The following is a 21,566-nucleotide window of genomic DNA, read 5'->3' on the forward strand; positions in this document are numbered from 1 at the left end:
ATCAGACTGATAAGATATTTGGATAAGGTTAGTTTAAGCAGCGTAGCTGCATGAGCTGGCTTTTTCTTTTGGTCTTGGCTTTACTATGAGGTTAGAATGCTTAAGCGTTATTAAAATACGCATTCGAAAATGAGCGAAGTTGCGAAATCCATAAGCGGTCCTTCTAATGGCTTTAATCTTATTGTTGGTGCTTTCAATCGAGTTTACATTGAAAACTATTAATAATTTCATCTCTATGAAAACGTAAGGTTTGCTGGGCCTTTTGGACTGATGGTAACAGTTTGGGGACAGGAAGCTGAAGGCTGACAAAGATATTGTTGTTTGATGATACTCAATACCGTTGGTTGACCGGCAATCGACAGAATGCGAATCTTAACTGGTCAGCGACGGAGCTAGCAATTCCGCCTCATTAATTGACCACGAACTGGACAGTGCATGGGGAATGATTGTAGAAGATGGATCACTTTGACTCCCGCTTGTTCCGTTGTTGCAGGTTTATCAAATTTAAGATAAGGATCCTTGATTCCGGTTAAAAGCTGATATCATTACTCATGAGGATTAAATTCCTTTCTGGAAGACAATTACCACGGTTTAGCGATGATGGGGTACTTGTTTTTTATTTTTATCATAATACTAAAAAACAAGTACATCTATCAGAGCTGAATATCATAGAACCTTTTTATATAAGCGAGTTATCTTTTAAAGAAACTAAATTGTTATGCTCCTATGGCGGTTTAAAGGCGATTATGCTTTAATATTAGCCGTTTAGAGATTTATTAGGGTAAACTTAACTGATTAGTTAGTTAATTGCTTAAAATGGCTGAAAATAGCCTTCTTAACTTGATGAGTTATTTAGTCTTATAAAACGGGTCATAATAGACATTCGGAAAAACTATCTATCGTTTGATAGACCGGTTTTTTTTTTTTTTTTATGGGAAAAATTGCGCCAAAACAGCGTTTTTGTCGCATCCATGACTATCACCTAAAACAACTAATTATTTGATAATAAATTTTAATATACATATAATATATATGATGATTAATAAATAAGGTGTAAGGAGGGAGCTTAATGATCATACTATATACTTCTGTTAATTCATCATCGTGTCGAAAGGCACGATGTTGGTTTAAGCAACATCATATAAGTGTTAATGAACATAATGTTTCGTCTGAGGGAATTACACGTCAGCAACTTACTGAAATTATGGAGCGGACTGAAAATGGTACAGATGATGTAGTTTGTACAAGGTCCAATGCTTACAAAAACTTGGGGATTGAAATTAATAGTTTGAATTTTGATGATTTTTTAAATTTAATCTGTCGGATTCCTGAATTACTAAAAACGCCAATTATTGTATCACGTCATAGTGTTCAAATTGGTTTTAATCGCGATTCTATTCGTAGTTTTATTTCTCATGATGAACGTAAAACTGAACGCTTACGTGCGGAGCAAGAGGCAGATTTAGTGAGTGCAGTATTAAATTAGATCGTTATTTACGGAAATTATTTATACTTTTTTATTTAATCATCACGATGAGGAAGATTAGATGAGGAATCAAAAAGATTTTGTATCTAGGTTGGTATAGAGACAATCGTTATCTATACTAAATCTAGATTTTTTGATTTTTAATTGGATAGATGATGGTTAACCATTTACATTAAGCGAACGAAAAAAGGAACTCAGCTTTTCGCTGAGCTCCTTTTTAAGTAGGAGAAAGATGTTTAATAAATTAGTACTTATATTTATTTACTTAGTGTTAGTGGAATTAGTATTTTGCCCATTCGACATATCAGACAGAGCAATATGATTCTTACGAGTTAGGTGGAAGATTACAAATGGAATAATTACCACAATAATAAAGCAAGAAATCAAAATGGTCATGTAGGTTCCTGCTGAAGATGCCGGTAAGGATGTGGTTGGGAAGAATGAAATGATAAATGCAAATAATGTGACTAACAAACCACAAATTGCAATGATCGTCTTGCCAACTTTACCACCAGGAACGTTATACGTTCGTGGAAGGTCATGCTTCTTGAAGACGAGAACTAAATAACCGATAAAGAATAAGAAGTAACCAACTAAGTAGATAACAACCGTTAAGCCCATGGCAGCAAAGAATGAAACATTACCGCCACCGCCGCCGAGGGTTAAAACAGCGTCCCAGATTGAAACAATGATTCCTTGAACCATAATTAGACGAACTGGGATATTGTGCTTGTTAGTTTTTTGGAAGTACTTTGGAATAATGCCGACTTTAGCGGTATCATAGATCGCCCGAGAAGGACCGGTAACCCATGAACTAATTTCGGCAATGACACCACAGGCAAGCATCAGGCCAACGACCCGGGTCAACCAACCAAGCTTACCGCCACTTAAGTTAACAAATAGGTAGTTAAATGCTTGGACAACTCCGGCACTCAATGAAAGTTCCTTATCTGGAATAACCGCGGCAACTGTCAAGCCACCGAAAGTATCAAGACAAATTGCTAAGATAACTAGGATGAACATAACAAGTGGGTAATTCCGGTTTGGATTCTTAAGTTCATTGATGTATGAAGCAGAAGCTTCACCACCCATGTAGGCTAAGATAAATGATACAAAGACAACCAAAGTGGTAACTTTAGTAAAATCTGGAATAAATGCTTGTGAACTAAATGTAATGAGTAATTTACCACCGGTGCAAAGGTACCAAATTGCTAAAATAAATAGGATTGCTGATGGAATTAAAATCCCAATCATAAAACCAAATTTAGCAATCTTCTGGGTGTACTTAGTCCCACCAAGTTGAGAGAAAGTAACTAGCCAGAAAATAATCAGTACGCCGAAGAACTTTACCCATGGGTTGCTTGCAAGTGCAGGCCAACTTACTACGAAAGATAAGGCCCCCAAAATAAAGTAAATCATTGTACAGAAGTTAACAGTAATTTGGAACCATTGGAAGAAAATAGCGGCAAACCCATATCGTTCGCCAAGCGTGTGGCTGACCCAACTAAATTCGCCACCGCCGTTATCGTTCCAGCCTTTGACGGTCGCCATTTCAGCCGCACAAAGAGCTACAGGAATAAACCAAAAGATTCCACCAAGAACCAGGAAGAATACCAAGTGCAGCTTGGAAGTTGCAAACGTTGGATATTCATAAACGGTTAAAACCATCGCCGCAGTGATGGAAAAGAACCCCCACATGGTCAGAGTTCTTTTATTTTGCAGAGCGCTCATAATACTTCTCCTTTCTAGAGTACTAAATCATTACAAAACTGTTTAAGTAATGATTCAATTACATTATAAATAGGACGAAATAATTTTACAAAGATTACGTGATTTAATTCGAATCTAATTCCTAATAGACAAACTGAGTAAATCGTGATAATCAGTGAATACTTATTATTTGCGTTCTTAATTTTCTCCTTGGTAAACTCATGATGAATCATGATTTAACCAAAAAGGTATACCTTTCATTATTTTGAAGGGAGGTTGAGGAATTAGCCAGCTACCAATTCCGAACAAATCAATGACAGAAAAAGATCAAGCACTAGAACAAAACTGGTTAGGTAGTTGTGAAGCAGGTGAGGATTTACCAGAACAAGACATGCCAGAACATGCAATGAATCCAACGGTTGCTAAACAATTGATTCAACATTTTCGTTTGAATGAAGCCAAGGCTGATCAAAATTTGACGACTTTCTGTACGACCCAAATGGAACCAGAAGCCGATGAATTAATGAAAGAAGCCATGAACACTAACGCCATTGATAAGACTGAATATCCTAAGACGGCGGCAATGTGCGATCGTTGTGTCGCGATGATCGGTCATATGTGGGGAATTCCAGAAGATGAAAAGTTCCCGAAAGACTTTATTGGAACTTCAACTGTGGGCTCATCTGAAGCATGTATGCTTGGTGGCTTAGGGATGCTGTTTACTTGGAAGCACCGTGCTAAAGCTGCTGGAATTAACATTAATGATCTGGATCATCACCGTCCAAACCTGATTATTGGTTCAGGATACCAAGTTGTTTGGCAAAAGTTCTGTACCTATTGGAATGTTGAAATGCGTCAGGTTCCTTTGAAGAAAGGTTCCGATGAATTGAATCTCAATATCGATGAAGCAATGAAACTTGTCGATGAAAACACCATTGGGATTGTTGCCATTTTCGGGATTACTTATACTGGAGAAATTGATGATGTTCAGGCTTTAGACGCACGGGTTTCTGAATATAATCAAAGTCATCCAGACTTACCATTACGGATTCACGTGGATTCAGCCTATAATGGATTCTTTGCGCCATGGGTATCTGGTTTCAAGCCATGGGATTTCCGCCTAAAGAATGTTGCTTCAATTAACGTTTCAGGACATAAATATGGAATGGTCTATCCTGGGATTGGCTGGGTAGTATGGCGCAAGAATACTTACGACTATCTGCCAAAGGAATTACGCTTCTCAGTTCAATATCTTGGGAAGACAGTTGATTCAATTGCAATTAACTTCTCATGTTCTGGTGCCAATATTGTTGGTCAATACTATAACTTGATCCGCTTTGGTAAGGCTGGATACCGTGCATGCATGGAAAATGTTCGGAAGGTATCGGAAAAACTAAGTCAGGCCATTAGCGATACAGGATACTTTAATGTCATTACTGATGGCTCTAAATTACCAATTATTACTTGGGAATTTAAGAAAGACGTTGATGTAGACTGGACATTATATGATGTTCAAGATGCCTTAAAGATGTTTGGCTGGCAAGTACCTGCGTACCCATTACCGAAGAACCGTGATGACGAAATCATTCAACGAATTGTTGTTCGACCAGCAATGGATATGACAATTGCCAACGACTTTATTGCTGATTTAGGACAAGCGCTTGATTATTTAAATCACAGATAGTGAACAGTTTAAGATAAACTTGACAATATGACTTTTAATTTTTCTTACACAATGTTAAAATAGTCATAAGTCTTAGGGATGGAATCACTAGGATTCCATCTTTTTTGTAAGATTAATTTCTGATGGAGAGAGGATATTACTATGGATAAAAAGGTTAGAGTACGTTATGCTCCAAGTCCAACAGGCTTCTTGCATATCGGTAATGCACAATCTGCACTTTTTAACTATCTGTTTGCTCGTCACTTTAATGGAACAATGGTTCTTCGGATTGAAGATACCGATATTGCACGGAACGTGCCACACGGTGAAGAGTCCCAGATGGAGAACTTGCACTGGTTGGGTGTTGACTGGGATGAAGGTCCAGATAAGCCAAATCCTAAGTATGCCCCATACCATCAAACTGAACGTAATAAGGAAGGAATTTACCACAAGTACATTCAAAAACTTTTGGATGAAGGTAAGGCTTATTACGATTACACCACTGAAGAAGAACTACAAAAGATGCGTGAAGAACAAAAGGCTAAGGGAGAAACTCCTCGTTACGACGGCCATTGGTACGACGCCAGCGATGAAGAAATTGCTGCTGCTAAGGCCAAGGGAATTAAGCCAAGTGTTCGTCTGCACTTGCCAAAGGATCACACCCTTGAATGGGATGACTGGGCTTTAGGTCACATTTCATTTAATTCTGATAACCTTGGTGGTGACTTCGTTATCGAAAAGAACAACGGGATGCCAACTTACAACTTCGCCGTTGTGATTGATGATATGCTGATGGATATTACCGACTGTCTTCGTGGTGCTGACCACATTGCCAATACACCAAAGCAAATTGCAGTTTATGAAGCATTGGGTGTTGATCACCCACACTTCTGTCACATTTCACTGATCTTCAACCCAGCTACTGGTAAGAAGTTGAGTAAGCGTGACAAGAACACCTTGCAATTTATTAGTCAATACCACCGTCATGGTTACCTCAAGGAAGCAATCTTCAACTTCATTGCCTTCCTTGGTTGGTCACCAGTTGGTGAAAAGGAAATTTATTCTAAGGAAGAATTGATTAAGGCTTACGATCCAAACCGGATGTCCAATTCTCCTGCTTACTTCGATCAACACAAGCTTGATTGGATGAACGCTGAATACATCAAGAAGATGTCAGTTGATGAATTAGCTGATCGGATCATGACCTTAGTTCACGAAAATGATTCTGAAGAAGCTAATAAGTTGAATGACTTGAAGTTGAGTGATGATGATCTTCGGGCATTGCTGAAGAAGGTTATTCATATTCACCAACGTGATGTTTACAAGTTAATCGAAATTATGAATTACGCTTGGTTCTATGCAACCATCTTAGACCAAGACCTTTCATACGATGACTTTGCAAACTTTGACAAGGATGAAACGTTAGCTGTCTTAAATGGCATTAAAGATGCAGTTAAGGACTTGCCTGACGACACGACACCAGATGCCTACAACGACCTCATTAAGAAGGTTGGTAAGGATGTTAACGTCAAGGGACAAAAGCTCTACTTCCCATTGAACATTGCCTTCACTGGAAAGAGTTCAGCTCCGCAAATCAATGAAATCATGGCAGTTTACCCAGTAGCTACTACTGTTAAACTCCTTGATAAGGCAATTGCTTCTTTGAACTAATTGCTTAAATAAGAAAAGGTGGGTTACCATTTTGGTGGTAACTCATTTTTTGGTTTGGTCTGGCTAACCGATTTACAGCATTAGATGAACACGAGTAAGAATATAAAAGACCGATCACCCACGCGGATGATCGGTCTTTTATATCAAAATTCCTTATTCAAAATAGTTTAAGCCCATGGCTTCCTTTACTTCGTGCAATGTTTGGTTAGCAACTTGGTTAGCTTTTTCAGAACCATGCTTCAGCATGTCATAAACGGCCGGAATATCCTTAGCAAATTCCAACCGCCGTTCACGAATTGGTGTCAGTTCCTTATTGAGGACTTCAAAGAGATATTTTTTAATCTTAACATCGCCCAGGCCACCAGCGCGGTAGTGGTTCTTAAGTTCTTGGACCTTTTCCTTATCGTCATCAAAGATGTCAAGGTAGGTAAAAACAATATTGCCTTCGACTTGGCCTGGGTCTTCCACATGGATGTGGTTCGGGTCGGTGTACATTGACATAACTTTTTTCCGTAGTGTGTCTTCATCATCTGAGAGGTAAATGCAGTTACCTAAGGACTTACTCATCTTTGCATTACCATCTAACCCCGGAATTCGTCCTTGACCCTTTGGCGGGAAGACGCCTTGCGGTTCGACCAGGACATCACCATAAATTGAGTTAAAGGTTCGAACAATTTCACGAGTTTGTTCAAGCATTGGTTCCTGATCATCGCCGACTGGAACGAGTTCCGCTTTAAAGGCGGTAATGTCACACGCCTGACTAACGGGGTAAGTTAAGAAGCCAGCCGGAATTGAGTGGTTAAAGTTTTTTTGTTGGATTTCAGCTTTGACAGTGGGGTTTCGTTCCAAACGGGAAACTGTTACCAAGTTCAAGTAATACATATTTAACTCAGACAAGGCCGGGATTTGTGATTGGACATAAATAGTTGATTTTTCAGGATCTAGACCAACCGCTAAGTAGTCAAGCGCAACCTGGATAAGGCTGTTGTGAATCTTTTCGGGGTCACGAGCATTATCAGTTAAGGCCTGTTGGTCAGCGATCATGATATACGGATCGTATGTACCGCTGTTTTGCATTTTAACCCGTTCGCGAAGGGAGCCAACGTAGTGGCCGATGTGTAAGTGACCAGTTGGTCGGTCACCAGTTAAAATTATCTTTTTTGCTGTCATAATGATCAATCCTTTCTAAATTTCCGGGTAAAAGAAAATCGCCCCATTTTCCATTTGGAAAATAGGACGATTGACCGCGGTGCCACCTATCTTATGTGCGAACTACGCACATCACTCATTCAGTATGAAAATAACTTCTGGCGGCTCCACTTCGCATTACCATTGACTTCTCTCAGCGGATATCAGTCATCTCTGTTGGTGGTTTTGCTACTATTACCACGTCATTGAATTACTTAAATTGTAACTGATTTAAAAAATCTTGCAACCCTTATTTAGTGACCTTAGCGAGTGTGTAATGTTTCTTACCACGTCGAATAACAACGTATTTACCATCAAAGTGGTCAGCAGGGTTGATCTGCGCGTCAACGTCCGTCACCTTTTTACCATTAACCGTAATGGCCCCGTTTTGAACATCTTCACGTGCTTGGCGCTTAGAAGGTTCGATTTCAGTATCGACCAACCAGTTGACAATATTATCCGCCCTTGCAGAGATGTCAACAGAAGGAGCAGATTGGAAAGCCTGTTCAATATCTTCAGTGGTTAAGTCTTGAATGTCACCCTTGAATAGTAATTGGGAAATTTCTTCAGCATGTTTGGTTGCAGCTTCACCATGGACGAAAGTAGTAACTTCACGTGCTAACGTCCGTTGTGCTTCCCGCTTCCAAGGCTCTTTTTTAACCTTTTCAGCAAGATCATTAATTTGATCTTGATTCAGGAAGGTGAAGTACTTGAGGTATTTAACAACGTCACGATCATCTTGGTTCAGCCAGAACTGGTAGAATTCGTATGGTGACGTCTTTTTTGGATCCAGCCAGACGGCGCCGCCAGCTGTTTTACCGAACTTAGTACCGTCGGCTTTGAGCATTAATGGAATTGTTAGGCCAAAGACTTTCGTTTCTGGACCTTCAATTTTATGAATTAGGTCAATTCCTGAAGTGATATTACCCCATTGATCAGAACCACCAATTTGGAGTTGGACATCATTGTTTCGGTAAAGGTGAAGGAAGTCCACTGCTTGGAGAATCTGGTAAGTAAATTCCGTGAATGAAATCCCGTTATCAAGTCGACTAGCGACAACTTCCTTATTCAACATTGTGTTGACGTTGAATAATTTACCGAAGTCACGTAAGAATTCAATCATTGAAATTTTTGAGAGCCAAGTGTAGTTATCAACGATTGTAAAGTTTTCGGTTCCAAACAGCTTTTTCATTTGTTCGGTCAAAGCGTGCTTATTGTGTTCCAATTGGGATTCGGTTTGCAAGGTCCGTTCAGTTTTTCTTCCGGATGGATCACCAATGGCACCGGTACCGCCGCCAATAATGATGACTGGGTGGTGGCCAGCTAGTTGGAATCGTTTTAACATCATAAATGGAATTAGATGACCAATGTGTAAACTATCTCCCGTCGGGTCAGTCCCACAGTACAGACTAATCTTCTTTTCGCTGGTTAATTTACGTAATCCTTCTTCATCAGTAACTTGATTAACGGCGCCGCGCCATTTTAATTCATCAACAATATTCATATCTTGATCCCTCCAGAATAGCAACGTGGAAAATAAAAACGTCCCAAGACACTCAAGTCTTGGGACGAAGTGAACCGTGGTACCACCCATTTTCGTACGTTACGTACCTTAATTAGCATTATTCAAAAGTTGGTGATTAATCGATCAGCTGTAATTCATCGATTTACTATGCGCTAGCTTACACATCACCGCTAACTCTCTGTGCCAGTGAGTAAATCGCTACTGAGGCTGTAATCAACCGTTGATTGCATTAAACAATGATTTAGATAAAAAGTCAAGGATAAAAAATCGAATTTTTTTGTTTGAAACCGATTTAATGTTCGGCAAAGTGTTGACAGATTATGGGAATTCATTATAATTATCATTAACTTTTAATCAAAACGGCTAACAGAGAGACTAAGCAGGGCTGAAACTTAGTTGCCGTGAATGGCATTAATTCACGCGTGAAATGGGTGGTTCCATTATGGACCAAGAGGTAAGTCAATTTGACTTATAAAGATGGGTGGAACCGCGTTGATCAACGTCCCTGGTATGAGAAGTACCGGGGGCGTTTTTGATTTCAGAAAGGAGCGACAGCAATGGATGAACAGCAAGAACAAAAATTATCACGCTCATTAAAGAGTCGTCATATCACAATGATAGCAATTGGTGGGGCAATTGGGACCGGACTATTTTTAGGGTCAGGGAGTGCCATCAAGGCGGCGGGGCCTTCAATTATTTTAACCTACTTGATCGTCGGAATTTTTTGTTTTTTCATGATGCGGGCGTTAGGAGAATTGCTTCTAGCAGACCCAAGTAAGCATTCATTTATTGACTCTGTGAAGGAGTATCTTGGGGACCGGATGGAGTTCATTGCTGGTTGGACGTACTGGTCCTGCTGGCTAAGCTTAGCAATGGCTGACTTGACAGCGACGGGGATCTATCTCAAGTATTGGTTCCCTAATTTACCACAGTGGATTGGTCCGCTAGTAATTATCATCCTGTTAATGCTGGTTAATATGGTGAATGTTGGATTGTTCGGTGAACTGGAAACGTGGTTCTCGACAATTAAGGTTCTTGCAATTGTTGCTTTAATTGTTGTTGGGTTAGTGATGGTTATTATGAGGACCCCCACTAAGACTGGCCATGCCAGCTTAATGAACTTAATTAGCCATGGTGGCTTCTTCCCGAAAGGGACGGTTGGTTTTCTAATGTCTTTTCAAATGGTCGTATTTGCCTTTGTGGGGATTGAAATGGTAGGGCTCACTGCCGGGGAAACCAAAAATCCGCAAACTGATATTCCAAAGGCGATTAACACATTGCCGGTACGGATTGGACTCTTTTATATTGGTTCAATGTTAGCGATTATGTCGGTGTATCCGTGGACAGATATTAAAACTAGTTCGAGCCCATTTGTTCAGGTGTTTGCAGGAATTGGGGTCACAGGGGCGGCAGCAATTCTAAACTTCGTGGTATTAACGGCTGCAATGTCTGCGACCAACAGTGCGATTTTCTCAACCAGTCGATCGCTATATTCATTATCAGTTGGTGGCAATGCACCGCACCGTTTCCAAAAGTTAAGTGCCAAGGCCGTTCCCAATCAAGCTTTGCAATTCTCCTCACTAATTTTGTTTGTGGTCGTTATTTTAAACTATGTGATGCCAGCAGGAATCTTTGAGTTAGTTTCTGGAGTTTCAACCATTAACTTCATTTTTGTATGGCTCTTTATTTTGTGGTGTCACATTAAGTATCGCCAAGCGCATCCGAAAGGTGTTCCAGGGTTTACAATGCCGGGATTCCCATTAACAGATTGGTTAACGATCATTTTCTTTGTGGCAGTTTTAATTATTTTACTGTTTATCCCAGCAACTCGACCGGCATTGTTCGTTTCAGTACTGTTTTTCATCTGCTTATTCATTGGTTACACGGTTGTTGAACGTCGATGCAGCCGAAATTTAAAATAGCGTTTTCATTTGCTTCATAGCGGGATTTAGTTGCCATTTTGATCGTGGAGAATTATAATAAAGGTGTGGAAAGATCAGCACCGTTGCCTGATAACAACCTGTCAATAACAGGAATAACAACACTTACCCCCACATCACATCAACAAATAAGGTCAAAAGACTAGTTGTCAAATTATTTAGGATCGTGAGACCTGACGGAACAATAATTTAAGTTACTTAATTGAAATATGGTTTAAAGTTAGAACAAACAATTACGCAACGGCAGATAGTCTTTCCTTTAAGAGAGTCAAGTAGAACACTTGGCTCTTTTTAGTTTTCACTCATGTAAAACGTTATACTTTTGACATTTATACATAAATATTGAATATCTTCTGTTGGTAATGAAAACCGCTTTACACCGCATTAAACCTCAGGTATATTTGTTACATAGCTAAATGCATAATTTATGTAATGAGGCTTGGTTTGCAATTATTCTATTTCTATACAGAAAGGTGTTGGCATAATGTATCTTGCGATTAATATCGTTGGGCTATTAATTTTCCTGTTCATTGGGTTCATTTTTTCCAAAGACAAGAAAAATATCAACTGGAAAGCCGTTACCATCATGGTAGTAATTAATATCATTCTTGCGGCCTTCTTAATTGGTTCGCCAGTTGGTCGTCGCGGTGTTCAAGCGGCGGCAGATGGCTTTGTCTGGTTGGTAGACGCTTCTGCAAAGGGAACCACCTTTGCACTTGGTTCTTGGTATAATGCCAAGAACTTGAACTTTATTTGTTCCGCGCTGATGCCAATCCTTATGGTTGTTCCAATGTTTGATATTTTGACCTACATTGGCTTCTTACCATGGGTGATTAAATGGATTGGTCGGGGCTTATCATTTATTACGGGTCAGCCAAAGTTTGAATCATTCTTTGCGGTTGAAATGATGTTTTTAGGGAATACTGAAGTGTTAGCCGTTTCCGAACTTCAATTACGTAAAATGTCCAAGGCACGAAACTTAACCATTGCCATGATGTCCATGTCTTGTATCACGGCCGCCATGGTTGGTGCTTATGTTGAAATGATGCCAGGGCGTTATATTCTAACAGCTATTCCGATCAACATTATTAATTCATTGATTGCCACGAGTTTGATGAACCCAGTCAAGGTTGAACCAGCTGATGACACAATTGTGACGGTTAATGACACGAATGCCAAGAAGGAACCTTTCTTTAGCTTCTTAGGTGATTCAATTCTGGGTGCTGGTAAACTGATCTTAATTATCATTGCTAACGTCGTAGCATTTGTTGCATTGGCAGCCTTGATTGATAAGATTCTAGGACTGTTCTGGAAACCACTGTCATTGGAAAGCATCCTTGGTGTAATTATGTTCCCATTCTCATGGTTAATGGGATTGAACATTCACGATGCTTGGATTCTTTCTCAAAATATGGGAATGAAGTTAATCACTAACGAATTTGTGGTTATGGGAAGCATGACAAATAAAATTGCGCATTTCGACCCACACTTCCAGGCGGTTTTGACGACTTTTGTAACGTCCTTTGCCAACTTTGGGACCTTAGGAATGATTATTGGGGCCTTTAAGGGATTAGTTGATAAAGACACTAACAACTATATCGCGCGAAACATTGGTTACTTAGTTCTCTCAGGAATTTTAGTATCATTACTATCGGCAGCGATGGTTGGTTTATTTGTTTGGTAATTAAATATTCAAAACAGGGGGCTGGCGGGAACGACAGTCTCCTTTTGTTACATTGGAATTAAAAATGGAGGAAGATTATGACCAACAAAATTATTATGGATACGGATCCAGGAATTGACGATGCTGCCGCATTAACGATGGCGATTAATAACCCAGAAATTGATCTAAAACTGGTAACTGCAGTTGCTGGTAATGTAAAAGTTGATAAGACGACTGCAAATGCCCTCAAGATTATTCACTTCTTTGGGAAAAATGATCAAATTCCAGTAGCGGCCGGGGCAGCTGAACCGTTAATTAAGCCATTTGAAGATGCAGCTCGGATTCACGGGGAATCTGGAATGGAAGGCTATGACTTTGGTGATGACTATGGTCAGCCGATTGCTGAGTCCGCGGTTCAAGCATTACGAGATACGATCATGGCTGAAGATGAGATTACCTTAGTGCCGACCGGTTCTTATACTAATATTGCTTTGCTTTTGAAAGAATATCCCGAAGTGAAGAGTCATATTAAACGGATTGTGGCAATGGGTGGCTCGCTTTCCGGGGGTAACATGACGAGCGTGGCTGAATTTAATGTCTTTACTGACCCGGATGCTGCACGAATCATGTACAATTCAGGGATTCCAATTGTGATGGTTGGCCTTGACGTGACCCTGAAAGCACTATTAACTGATAATAGCTTGAACAAGCTCAAAAATATGAACGAAACTGGAAAAATGTTGTTTGGTTTGATCAGTCATTACAACGATGTTAGTGGTGGTAATCAAGGACGACCAATGCATGATGTTAATACGATTTTCTATCTTTTACACCCCGAAGCCTTTACCACTAAAGACCTTTGGATTGATGTCCAGACGAGTGGATCGGCGATCGGTGCTACGGTTGGTGATATTCGTGGTGCTTACCATCATGGCAAGACCAATGCCAAGGCTTGTGTCGATATTGATGCCCAGTTCTTCAACCAGTGGTTCTTAGACCAAGTGGCAAGGATGAAATAAAGTAGTGAATTAGCTCCCGTGATTGCTTGAAACGGGGGCTTTTTTAAGGTAAAGTAAAAAGGTAACGTGAAACAATTTGTGTTTCACGGAAAGGACGGTAGAATGACTCCAGAAGAATTTCGTCAAGCGTTAGCTAAACAGGGAATTCAGTTGACTAATCATCAAATGAATCAATTTGCGCAGTATTATCAGGATTTAGTGGCCACTAATCGAGTCGTGAACTTAACCCGAATTACTGATGAGGAGGAAGTCTATTTAAAACACTTCTATGACTCTATTACAGGTAGTTTTGCTTTTACCGAATTACAAACCGCACCATTGCGATTATGTGATATTGGCGCTGGTGCCGGTTTTCCATCATTACCTTTAAAAATTGCGTTTCCCCAATTAAAAGTAACCATTGTGGATTCACTTAACAAGCGGATTAATTTTTTAGCAGAGTTAGTCGAACGTTTAGGGTTGAACGATGTCAAGTTAGTTCACTCCAGAGCAGAAGATTTCAGCAAACGGGGCAGTAACAATCGTGAAGCCTACGATGTCGTTACGGCCCGTGCAGTTGCGCGATTAACTGTCCTAAGTGAACTTTGTTTGCCAGCGGTTAAAGTAGGCGGAATTTTTCTTGCGTATAAAGCCCAGGCTGCAGAAGATGAATTATTAGCAGCAAGCCAAGCAATTAAAAAATTAGGTGGCCAAGAACGGACGGTTTATTCGCTAGAGTTACCAACAGCACCAGAACCTGAGGAACGGAATTTAGTAATTATCGATAAACTGACGGCCACTCCGCAAAAGTATCCACGCCGTGCGGGGTTACCAGCGAAAAAACCATTGTAATAATTAAAACGGGGGAGAATTCAGTATGGCATTTTCAATTTTTGGCATTGGCAAAAATCATCATGAAACAAAAAATGAAGTTGTAGAGATTCCACTAGACCAAATTGAACCTAATCGCTACCAACCACGCCAGGTTTTTAATAAAAAAGGCATTCAAGAATTAGCCGAAACGATTAATGCCCATGGGTTACTTCAACCAATCATTTTGCGTGAGTATGAACCTGCCAAGTATGAAATTATTGCTGGTGAGCGACGCTACCGAGCAATGAAGCTGTTGAATTGGGAAAAGGCCCCGGCGATTGTGGAAAAAATGAATGATCACGAAACGGCTTCCTTGGCATTAATCGAGAATCTCCAGCGTTCTGAATTGAGCTCAGTTGAAGAAGCTCAAGCTTACGAAAAACTGATGGATTTAAACAACCTTACGCAGGCTAAGTTAGCTAAGGGGATGGGGAAGAGCCAGTCAGCGGTTGCGAATAAGCTTCGCCTCTTAAAGCTGATTGTTCCAGTACAAAATGCGATTCTTGACGGTTTAATTACTGAACGTCACGGACGAGCACTGCTGAACCTTAATGATGACCAGCAACGGAAAATGCTAATGCGAATCGTGAACGAAAAATTAAATGTTCGGCAAACTGAAGATGAAGTTGCCCGTTTAGAAGGAAAGCCACTACCATCAGCAGTAGAGGCTAAGAAGGAAAAGGAACGGTTGGCGAACGAAGAAAACGTTAAAATTAAACGACCAAAGAAACGAGGAAAACATCAGTCTACTAAGAAAGCTGAGTCAGCACCGAAGATTAAGATCAGTGATCCACGGATTGCAATGAATACAATTAAGGAATCCGTAAAAATGATTAATGACAGTGGTTTGGACGCGGAATTATCAGAACAAACTTTAAAGAATGCTTATAAGATTACGATTAAAATTCCAAAGCAAAAATAATGAAAGGGGCTGACACGATGGGGACAGTAATAGCACTGGCAAATCAAAAAGGTGGCGTTGGTAAAACCACGACGAGTGTCAATTTGGGGGCTTGTTTGGCAGATGCGGGCAAACGGGTGCTGCTAATTGACCTCGACCCACAAGGTAATGCCACCAGCGGACTCGGAATTGATAAGAAAGAAATCACACAAAGTGTTTATGATGTTTTAATTAATGACGTGGCACTCAGTGAAGTCATCCAACCAAGTAGTCACCAAGGTTTGGACATTGCCCCAACCACCATTGAATTATCCGGAGCGGAGGTTGAGTTGACCTCAATGATGGCTCGAGAAACGCGCTTAAAAGATGGCTTTGCGGATGTTCAAGACCAATATGATTATATCCTGATTGATTGTCCGCCTTCGCTAGGCCTTTTAACGATTAATGCCTTTACTGCTGCCAATTCAATTTTGATTCCGGTGCAGAGTGAGTACTACGCGCTGGAAGGATTGAGCCAGTTAATGAATACAATTCAACTAGTTCGAAAACATTTTAATAAGGATCTGCGCATTGAAGGGGTTCTATTAACGATGTTTGATAAACGGACTAACTTGGGGCAAGAAGTAAACGCAGAAGTGAAGAAGTTCTTTGGTTCGCAAGTTTATCAGACTGTCATCCCACGGAATGTGCGCTTGTCTGAAGCACCGAGCCACGGATTGGCGATTATTGACTATGATAAACGGTCAACGGGAGCCAAAGTCTATCAAGAATTAGCAAAGGAAGTGTTGGCTGCTCATGGCGAAAAGTAAAAAAATGGGTCTCGGTCGTGGGATTGAAGCCCTCTTTGAAGAAAATAATTTAGAAGAGGCCCAGACAGGCGAAAACATTGTTGAAATTGAACTAACGGCGATTCGCCCGAATCCATATCAACCGCGGCGCATTTTTGATCAAAAGGCATTAAAAGAACTTGCTAAATCAATTCATGAATCGGGAGTTTTCCAACCGATCATTGTGCGACAACCTGATCCACAAATTAAACGATATGAGATTATTGCTGGTGAGCGACGTTATCGTGCCTCAAAAATTGCTCACCAAACAACCATCCCAGCAATTGTGCGTGATTTTGATGATGAACGGATGATGGAAGTTGCGGTTTTAGAAAACCTTCAGCGAGAAGATTTAACGCCACTTGAAGAGGCTCAGGCATATCAAACGTTGATGGATAAATTAACGTTGACGCAAGCGCAAGTTGCCACAAGGTTAGGCAAGAGTCGTCCATACATTGCTAATTATTTACGTTTGTTGGGGCTCCCAGAGAGTGTCAAAAAGTCACTGCAAGCTGGTGAACTTTCAATGGGACAGGCTAGAACCTTGTTAGGGTTAAGGGATCGACAAAAGGTCGCACAAGTTGCCCAAAAAGCCATTGCTAATAAGTTAACCGTGCGTCAGCTGGAAGACTTGGTTACTTCAATGAATGGTCATCATCAGCAGAAAAATCAGTCCAAAAAGTCACAACGGCGTAAGTCGCCTTACTTACGTGAAGCCGAAAATGAGTTACAAAGTAAATTTGGTACAAAAGTTGCGGTCGCCCCAGCTACCAAGAAAAATACTGGAAAAATTGAAATTCCATATACTTCAGCTGATGATTTGACCCGGATTTTAGAGTTGCTCGGGGTATCATTTGATTAAGATTAGGAGTGATTAAAATGGCAGATTACGCACTTAACGATATCGTCATGATGAAAAAGCAACACCCGTGTGGTACCAACCGTTGGCAGATTATTCGAGTTGGTGCGGACATTAAAATTCAATGCACTGGCTGTGGTCACATTGTGATGATGAGTCGTTATAATTTTGATAAACGAATGAAAAAGGTTCTCGAAAAAGCAAACCAAGAAAACTAAAAAAGGAACGTGAAAAGAAAATGTCATTAACTGCAGGAATTGTTGGATTACCGAATGTTGGTAAATCGACGCTGTTTAACGCTATTACTAAGGCCGGTGCGGAAATGGCCAATTATCCGTTTGCAACTATCGATCCGAATGTCGGAATGGTTGAGGTTCCGGATCCACGGCTAGATCGGATTAATGAGCTCATCCCGGCTAAAAAGATTGTGCCTACGACCTTTGAATTTACGGATATTGCCGGCATTGTAAAGGGTGCTTCTAAGGGGGAGGGACTTGGTAACAAGTTCCTAGAAAACATTCGGCAAACCGATGCCATTGTGCATGTGGTGCGGGCATTTGATGATAATGATATTACGAGTGTCACTGGTAAGGTTGACCCAATTGAAGACATCGACACAATTAACCTTGAATTAATAATGGCTGATCTCGAATCTGTTAACAATCGATTAAGTAAAGTCCAACGGGCAGCAAAGGGTCGCGATAAAGATGCGTTAGCTGAATTAGCGGTCTTGAACAAGATTAAGCCAGTGCTTGAAGATGGAAAGAGCGCGCGGACAATTGATTTTTCAGATGAAGAACAGAAAATTGTTAAGGGACTTTTCTTGTTAACAACCAAGCCAGTACTTTACGTAGCAAATATTGCTGAAGAAGATATGGCAGATCCAGACAGTAATAAGTATATGGATGCCATTAAGCAGCATGTGGCCGGCGAAGGTGAAGTTATCGGGGTAGCTGCGGCTGCCGAAGAATCCATCGCAGAAATGGACGATGATGAAAAAGCAGACTTCCTTGAAATGGAAGGCGTTAAGGAACCTGGGTTGAATCGGTTGATTCGGGCAGCTTACAAATTACTCGGCTTGGAAACGTTCTTTACTGCGGGTGGACCAGAAACACGTGCCTGGACTTATCGTAAGGGAACCAAAGCACCTCAAGCAGCGGGAATTATTCACTCAGACTTTGAACGTGGCTTTATTCGGGCTGAAGTAATGAGCTTTACTGATTTAGACGAATTAGGATCTGCAGCTAAGGTTAAGGAAGCAGGTAAGTTGCGTCTGGAAGGTAAAGATTACGTCATGCAAGATGGCGACATTGTTGAATTCCGCTTCAATGTTTAATCTGGACGAGTTAATAACAAAATAAGAGAGGGGCTATATTGTGAGCGAACAACCACGAAATGCTGCTGCTGGACAACGGCAAAAACAATATATTAAAGAGAATAACAAAGAAGCGGGCAAAACGTTTAGTGAGTATGGCTTAACCCGTAAAAATGAAGAGTTTATTTATCAACTCAACAAACAATTAGATGCTAAGGGCATTCCTGCTGACAAGAAGAGCGATTATTTGGACAAAACAATTGCTAAGATGCAGGCCGGCCAAAAACAGGGGAAGACTGCGAAGACATTATTTGGGACACCAACTGCGTATGCAGAAGAATTAACCAACCCGAAAAAGAAGGAAACTGAAGTTCAAGGGACTAGTAACTTTGGATTGTTAGCATTGGACAATGGAATGATGTTTTTCGCCATTTTCTCCTTTATGTTTGGTTTGATTTCATTTATGAATCCAAGTTCACTAAGTCCGAATGGCCACTATGGTAGTTCGGGATTAACCGCCATCTTGATTATTGCCATTGCTGGAGGATTGCTGTTTGGCTACATCGCTAAAATTATGGCACCATCAAAGGATCCGAAGACTGGCAAAATGGTCCAACGTAGCCTATGGGCACGAATCGGAATGATTGTGTTGGCTTTTGTGATTTGGATTGGGATTTATACCCTGGCCGGCTTTTTGCCAAACTCAATTAATCCGCAAACCAATAAATGGGTATACATCTTACTGGGGATTATTGTCTTTGGGGCAGACCTTTACTTGCGGACGCGTTTCCACATTGTTAATAACGTATTTGCAGGCCAGCCACGTAATCGAAAATAAAGTTAAAATATCTCTTGACCTGGAGTGAATTTCCTAGTAGGTTAAATACTAACAAAATTTACAAAAGGAGTGTCGATTGATGGCAAATTGGGATACAAAGTTCGCAAAAAAAGGGTTAACGTTCGATGATGTACTTTTGATTCCTGCGGAGAGTCATGTTTTGCCAAACGAAGTTGACCTGAGTGTTCAATTAGCCAAGAATATTAAGCTGAATGTACCATTCATTAGTGCCGGGATGGATACCGTTACAGAAAGTTCCATGGCCATCGCGATGGCGCTACAAGGTGGGATGGGAGTCGTTCATAAAAACATGTCGATCCAATCCCAGGCAGGTGAAGTGGCAACTGTTAAGGGTGTTTCTTTAGCAGGTAACTTTGAAAAAGCCGCGACGGATGATCAAAACCGACTGTTAGTAGCTGCTGCCGTTGGGGTGACCTCAGATACCTTTGAACGGGCAGAAGCATTACTAAAGGCTGGCGCTGATGCAATTGTGATTGATACTGCTCATGGTCACTCTGCCGGGGTATTGCGGAAGATTGCAGAAATTCGTGACCATTTCCCAGAGGTAACCTTAATTGCTGGTAACGTGGCGACTGCCGAGGGGACTAAAGCACTGTTTGATGCGGGTGTCGATGTTGTCAAAGTCGGAATTGGTCCTGGCTCAATTTGTACTACACGGGTAGTTGCCGGAGTTGGTGTACCACAAATTACCGCCATTTACGATGCTGCATCAGTCGCACGCGAATATGGAAAGACCATCATTGCTGACGGTGGGATTAAATACTCAGGAGACATTGTCAAAGCATTGGCAGCTGGTGGGAATGCTGTAATGCTTGGCTCGATGTTCTCAGGCACTACTGAAGCACCTGGTGAAGTCTTTGAAGATAACGGTAAGAAGTACAAGGCTTACCGGGGAATGGGATCAGTTGGCGCAATGGCCCAATCACATGGCTCCTCTGATCGTTACTTCCAAGGCGGCGTGAATGAAGCTAACAAGCTGGTTCCTGAAGGAATTGAAGCCCGGGTTGAATACAAGGGTGACGTTGCTGACATTATTTTTCAAATGGTCGGCGGGTTACGTTCAGGAATGGGTTATTGCGGTGCAGGTGACATTCAAACGTTGATTGATAACGCCCAGTTTGTCCAAATCACCAATGCTGGATTACGTGAATCCCATCCGCATGATGTTCAAATCACGAAGGCAGCACCAAATTACAAATAAGAGAAATTCAATTTTTAAACTGATGCGATCGGTCAAAGATCGCATTTTTTTATTCTCTGAATGAATTTAAATAAATACTTAAAGCTGTTTTTATCCCCGAGAATTCTTGAGTTAAAGAGTGTATAATTAACCTAGTTATATTCTCGCTAAAGGGGGAGAAACGATGAAAATATTAGTTGTTGATGATGATAAGGAAATCGTCCAATTACTAGAGATTTACGTCCGTAATGAAGGGTATGAGCCAGTTGCAGCTTATAACGGTAAGGATGCTTTAACGAAGCTGAACACTACTCCTGATATTGGGTTAGTAATTCTGGATTTAATGATGCCGGAAATGGACGGTATGGAAGTCATCAAGCGCATTCGGAAGGATTCATCCATTCCAATCTTGGTACTATCTGCAAAAACCGCGGATATGGATAAAATTCAGGGACTCATTACCGGAGCCGATGATTATGTTACCAAGCCATTTAACCCGCTTGAAGTGATGGCTCGGGTTCGATCCCTGTTGCGGCGAAGCGAGGGTCAAATGACCAATGATCAACCGGACATTTTAAATGTTGGACCGCTTCAGATTAATAAGGATTCACATGAGGTGAAGACAATTAATGGGGATTTAATTCAATTAACGGCATTAGAATTCGGCATTCTATATTTATTGGCATCTCATCCGAATCGGGTATTTTCTGCAGATGATATTTTTGAACGAGTTTGGCAACAAGAATCAGTGGTGTCTGCGAAGACGGTAATGGTGCACGTAAGTCACTTGCGGGACAAGATCGAAGCTGCAACTGGCGGTGAAAAAGTGATTGAAACTGTCTGGGGAGTCGGCTACAAAGTCGAAGCGCATTAACCAATTGTAATTTTTAAAAATGAAGGCTTCAGAG

Annotated in this window: 19 protein-coding genes; 15 read left to right on the top strand and 4 right to left on the bottom strand. The window is 40.9% G+C overall.

The window, feature by feature from the left end:
• Window positions 1–33: 33 nt before the first annotated feature.
• Window positions 34–231 carry a transposase gene (locus Q0C76_RS08925; protein ID WP_367268460.1) on the bottom strand — a complete coding sequence of 66 codons (198 nt, stop codon included), beginning with the start codon at window positions 229–231 and terminating at the stop codon, window positions 34–36.
• An 838-nt stretch (window positions 232–1,069) separates the two neighbouring features.
• Here Q0C76_RS08925 and Q0C76_RS02185 point away from each other — a divergent pair.
• Window positions 1,070–1,486, top strand: coding sequence for a Spx/MgsR family RNA polymerase-binding regulatory protein (locus Q0C76_RS02185; protein WP_295729150.1), 417 nt, complete (start codon window positions 1,070–1,072; stop codon window positions 1,484–1,486).
• A gap of 261 nt (window positions 1,487–1,747) precedes the next feature.
• Here Q0C76_RS02185 and gadC read toward each other — a convergent pair whose 3' ends face one another.
• Window positions 1,748–3,217, bottom strand: a complete 1,470-nt coding sequence (gene gadC, locus Q0C76_RS02190) for a glutamate:gamma-aminobutyrate antiporter (RefSeq protein ID WP_295729153.1) — start codon at window positions 3,215–3,217, stop codon at window positions 1,748–1,750.
• Window positions 3,218–3,509: 292 nt separating this feature from the next.
• On the opposite strand from gadC, the gene Q0C76_RS02195 reads away from it, so the two are divergent.
• Both Q0C76_RS02195 and gltX read left to right on the top strand, forming a co-directional pair.
• Window positions 3,510–4,880, top strand: coding sequence for a glutamate decarboxylase (locus tag Q0C76_RS02195; RefSeq protein WP_295729156.1), 1,371 nt, complete (start codon window positions 3,510–3,512; stop codon window positions 4,878–4,880).
• A 141-nt stretch (window positions 4,881–5,021) separates the two neighbouring features.
• On the top strand, window positions 5,022–6,530 hold the full coding sequence (gene gltX, locus Q0C76_RS02200) for a glutamate--tRNA ligase (RefSeq protein ID WP_295729159.1): 1,509 nt from the start codon (window positions 5,022–5,024) through the stop codon (window positions 6,528–6,530).
• Between the two features lie 153 nt (window positions 6,531–6,683).
• Here the strand turns inward: gltX and trpS are convergent, their stop codons facing one another.
• The gene (gene trpS / locus Q0C76_RS02205; RefSeq protein ID WP_295729162.1) at window positions 6,684–7,700 is read right to left on the bottom strand and encodes a tryptophan--tRNA ligase; all 1,017 of its coding nucleotides are present in this window, start codon (window positions 7,698–7,700) and stop codon (window positions 6,684–6,686) included.
• A gap of 268 nt (window positions 7,701–7,968) precedes the next feature.
• Entirely contained in the window at window positions 7,969–9,222 is a 1,254-nt protein-coding gene (tyrS, locus tag Q0C76_RS02210) for a tyrosine--tRNA ligase (protein WP_295729165.1), read from the bottom strand.
• A 578-nt stretch (window positions 9,223–9,800) separates the two neighbouring features.
• Between tyrS and Q0C76_RS02215 the strand changes: the two genes are divergently transcribed.
• From Q0C76_RS02215 to Q0C76_RS02270, 12 genes are all read left to right on the top strand, one after another.
• Window positions 9,801–11,165, top strand: a complete 1,365-nt coding sequence (locus Q0C76_RS02215) for an amino acid permease (protein WP_295729168.1) — start codon at window positions 9,801–9,803, stop codon at window positions 11,163–11,165.
• Window positions 11,166–11,667: 502 nt separating this feature from the next.
• On the top strand, window positions 11,668–12,867 hold the full coding sequence (locus Q0C76_RS02220) for a NupC/NupG family nucleoside CNT transporter (RefSeq protein WP_295729171.1): 1,200 nt from the start codon (window positions 11,668–11,670) through the stop codon (window positions 12,865–12,867).
• Window positions 12,868–12,944: 77 nt separating this feature from the next.
• Window positions 12,945–13,865, top strand: coding sequence for a ribonucleoside hydrolase RihC (gene rihC / locus Q0C76_RS02225; protein ID WP_295729174.1), 921 nt, complete (start codon window positions 12,945–12,947; stop codon window positions 13,863–13,865).
• Window positions 13,866–13,967: 102 nt separating this feature from the next.
• Window positions 13,968–14,696: a 16S rRNA (guanine(527)-N(7))-methyltransferase RsmG gene (rsmG, locus tag Q0C76_RS02230; protein ID WP_295729177.1), complete on the top strand. Its 729-nt coding sequence runs from the start codon at window positions 13,968–13,970 to the stop codon at window positions 14,694–14,696.
• A gap of 25 nt (window positions 14,697–14,721) precedes the next feature.
• On the top strand, window positions 14,722–15,639 hold the full coding sequence (locus Q0C76_RS02235) for a nucleoid occlusion protein (RefSeq protein ID WP_295729180.1): 918 nt from the start codon (window positions 14,722–14,724) through the stop codon (window positions 15,637–15,639).
• Window positions 15,640–15,656: 17 nt separating this feature from the next.
• The gene (locus Q0C76_RS02240) at window positions 15,657–16,427 is read left to right on the top strand and encodes a ParA family protein (protein WP_295729183.1); all 771 of its coding nucleotides are present in this window, start codon (window positions 15,657–15,659) and stop codon (window positions 16,425–16,427) included.
• Window positions 16,414–17,307 (top strand): ParB/RepB/Spo0J family partition protein, encoded by an 894-nt coding sequence (locus Q0C76_RS02245; RefSeq protein ID WP_295729187.1) that lies wholly within the window; start codon window positions 16,414–16,416, stop codon window positions 17,305–17,307. The genes Q0C76_RS02240 and Q0C76_RS02245 overlap by 14 nt, the downstream gene beginning before the upstream one ends.
• Before the next feature lie 17 nt (window positions 17,308–17,324).
• Complete coding sequence (locus Q0C76_RS02250; protein ID WP_295729189.1) at window positions 17,325–17,522, top strand: DUF951 domain-containing protein; 198 nt, start codon at window positions 17,325–17,327, stop codon at window positions 17,520–17,522.
• A gap of 20 nt (window positions 17,523–17,542) precedes the next feature.
• Complete coding sequence (ychF, locus tag Q0C76_RS02255) at window positions 17,543–18,640, top strand: redox-regulated ATPase YchF (protein WP_295729191.1); 1,098 nt, start codon at window positions 17,543–17,545, stop codon at window positions 18,638–18,640.
• Window positions 18,641–18,677: 37 nt separating this feature from the next.
• Complete coding sequence (locus Q0C76_RS02260) at window positions 18,678–19,457, top strand: DUF1129 domain-containing protein (RefSeq protein WP_295729270.1); 780 nt, start codon at window positions 18,678–18,680, stop codon at window positions 19,455–19,457.
• 79 nt (window positions 19,458–19,536) lie between these two features.
• Window positions 19,537–20,679 carry an IMP dehydrogenase gene (locus Q0C76_RS02265; RefSeq protein ID WP_295729194.1) on the top strand — a complete coding sequence of 381 codons (1,143 nt, stop codon included), beginning with the start codon at window positions 19,537–19,539 and terminating at the stop codon, window positions 20,677–20,679.
• Window positions 20,680–20,842: 163 nt separating this feature from the next.
• Window positions 20,843–21,532: a response regulator transcription factor gene (locus Q0C76_RS02270; protein ID WP_295729196.1), complete on the top strand. Its 690-nt coding sequence runs from the start codon at window positions 20,843–20,845 to the stop codon at window positions 21,530–21,532.
• The last annotated feature ends 34 nt before the right edge of the window (window positions 21,533–21,566 follow it).

Origin of the sequence: uncultured Limosilactobacillus sp., from assembly GCF_934202705.1 — a bacterium.
GTDB lineage: Bacteria > Bacillota > Bacilli > Lactobacillales > Lactobacillaceae > Limosilactobacillus.

Coding starts and splice junctions, on each gene's coding strand:
- Q0C76_RS08925 (WP_367268460.1), bottom strand. CDS start 231: ATGAAATTATTAATAGTTTTCAATGTAAACTCGATTGAAAGCACCAAC.
- Q0C76_RS02185 (WP_295729150.1), top strand. CDS start 1,070: ATGATCATACTATATACTTCTGTTAATTCATCATCGTGTCGAAAGGCA.
- gadC (WP_295729153.1), bottom strand. CDS start 3,217: ATGAGCGCTCTGCAAAATAAAAGAACTCTGACCATGTGGGGGTTCTTT.
- Q0C76_RS02195 (WP_295729156.1), top strand. CDS start 3,510: ATGACAGAAAAAGATCAAGCACTAGAACAAAACTGGTTAGGTAGTTGT.
- gltX (WP_295729159.1), top strand. CDS start 5,022: ATGGATAAAAAGGTTAGAGTACGTTATGCTCCAAGTCCAACAGGCTTC.
- trpS (WP_295729162.1), bottom strand. CDS start 7,700: ATGACAGCAAAAAAGATAATTTTAACTGGTGACCGACCAACTGGTCAC.
- tyrS (WP_295729165.1), bottom strand. CDS start 9,222: ATGAATATTGTTGATGAATTAAAATGGCGCGGCGCCGTTAATCAAGTT.
- Q0C76_RS02215 (WP_295729168.1), top strand. CDS start 9,801: ATGGATGAACAGCAAGAACAAAAATTATCACGCTCATTAAAGAGTCGT.
- Q0C76_RS02220 (WP_295729171.1), top strand. CDS start 11,668: ATGTATCTTGCGATTAATATCGTTGGGCTATTAATTTTCCTGTTCATT.
- rihC (WP_295729174.1), top strand. CDS start 12,945: ATGACCAACAAAATTATTATGGATACGGATCCAGGAATTGACGATGCT.
- rsmG (WP_295729177.1), top strand. CDS start 13,968: ATGACTCCAGAAGAATTTCGTCAAGCGTTAGCTAAACAGGGAATTCAG.
- Q0C76_RS02235 (WP_295729180.1), top strand. CDS start 14,722: ATGGCATTTTCAATTTTTGGCATTGGCAAAAATCATCATGAAACAAAA.
- Q0C76_RS02240 (WP_295729183.1), top strand. CDS start 15,657: ATGGGGACAGTAATAGCACTGGCAAATCAAAAAGGTGGCGTTGGTAAA.
- Q0C76_RS02245 (WP_295729187.1), top strand. CDS start 16,414: ATGGCGAAAAGTAAAAAAATGGGTCTCGGTCGTGGGATTGAAGCCCTC.
- Q0C76_RS02250 (WP_295729189.1), top strand. CDS start 17,325: ATGGCAGATTACGCACTTAACGATATCGTCATGATGAAAAAGCAACAC.
- ychF (WP_295729191.1), top strand. CDS start 17,543: ATGTCATTAACTGCAGGAATTGTTGGATTACCGAATGTTGGTAAATCG.
- Q0C76_RS02265 (WP_295729194.1), top strand. CDS start 19,537: ATGGCAAATTGGGATACAAAGTTCGCAAAAAAAGGGTTAACGTTCGAT.
- Q0C76_RS02270 (WP_295729196.1), top strand. CDS start 20,843: ATGAAAATATTAGTTGTTGATGATGATAAGGAAATCGTCCAATTACTA.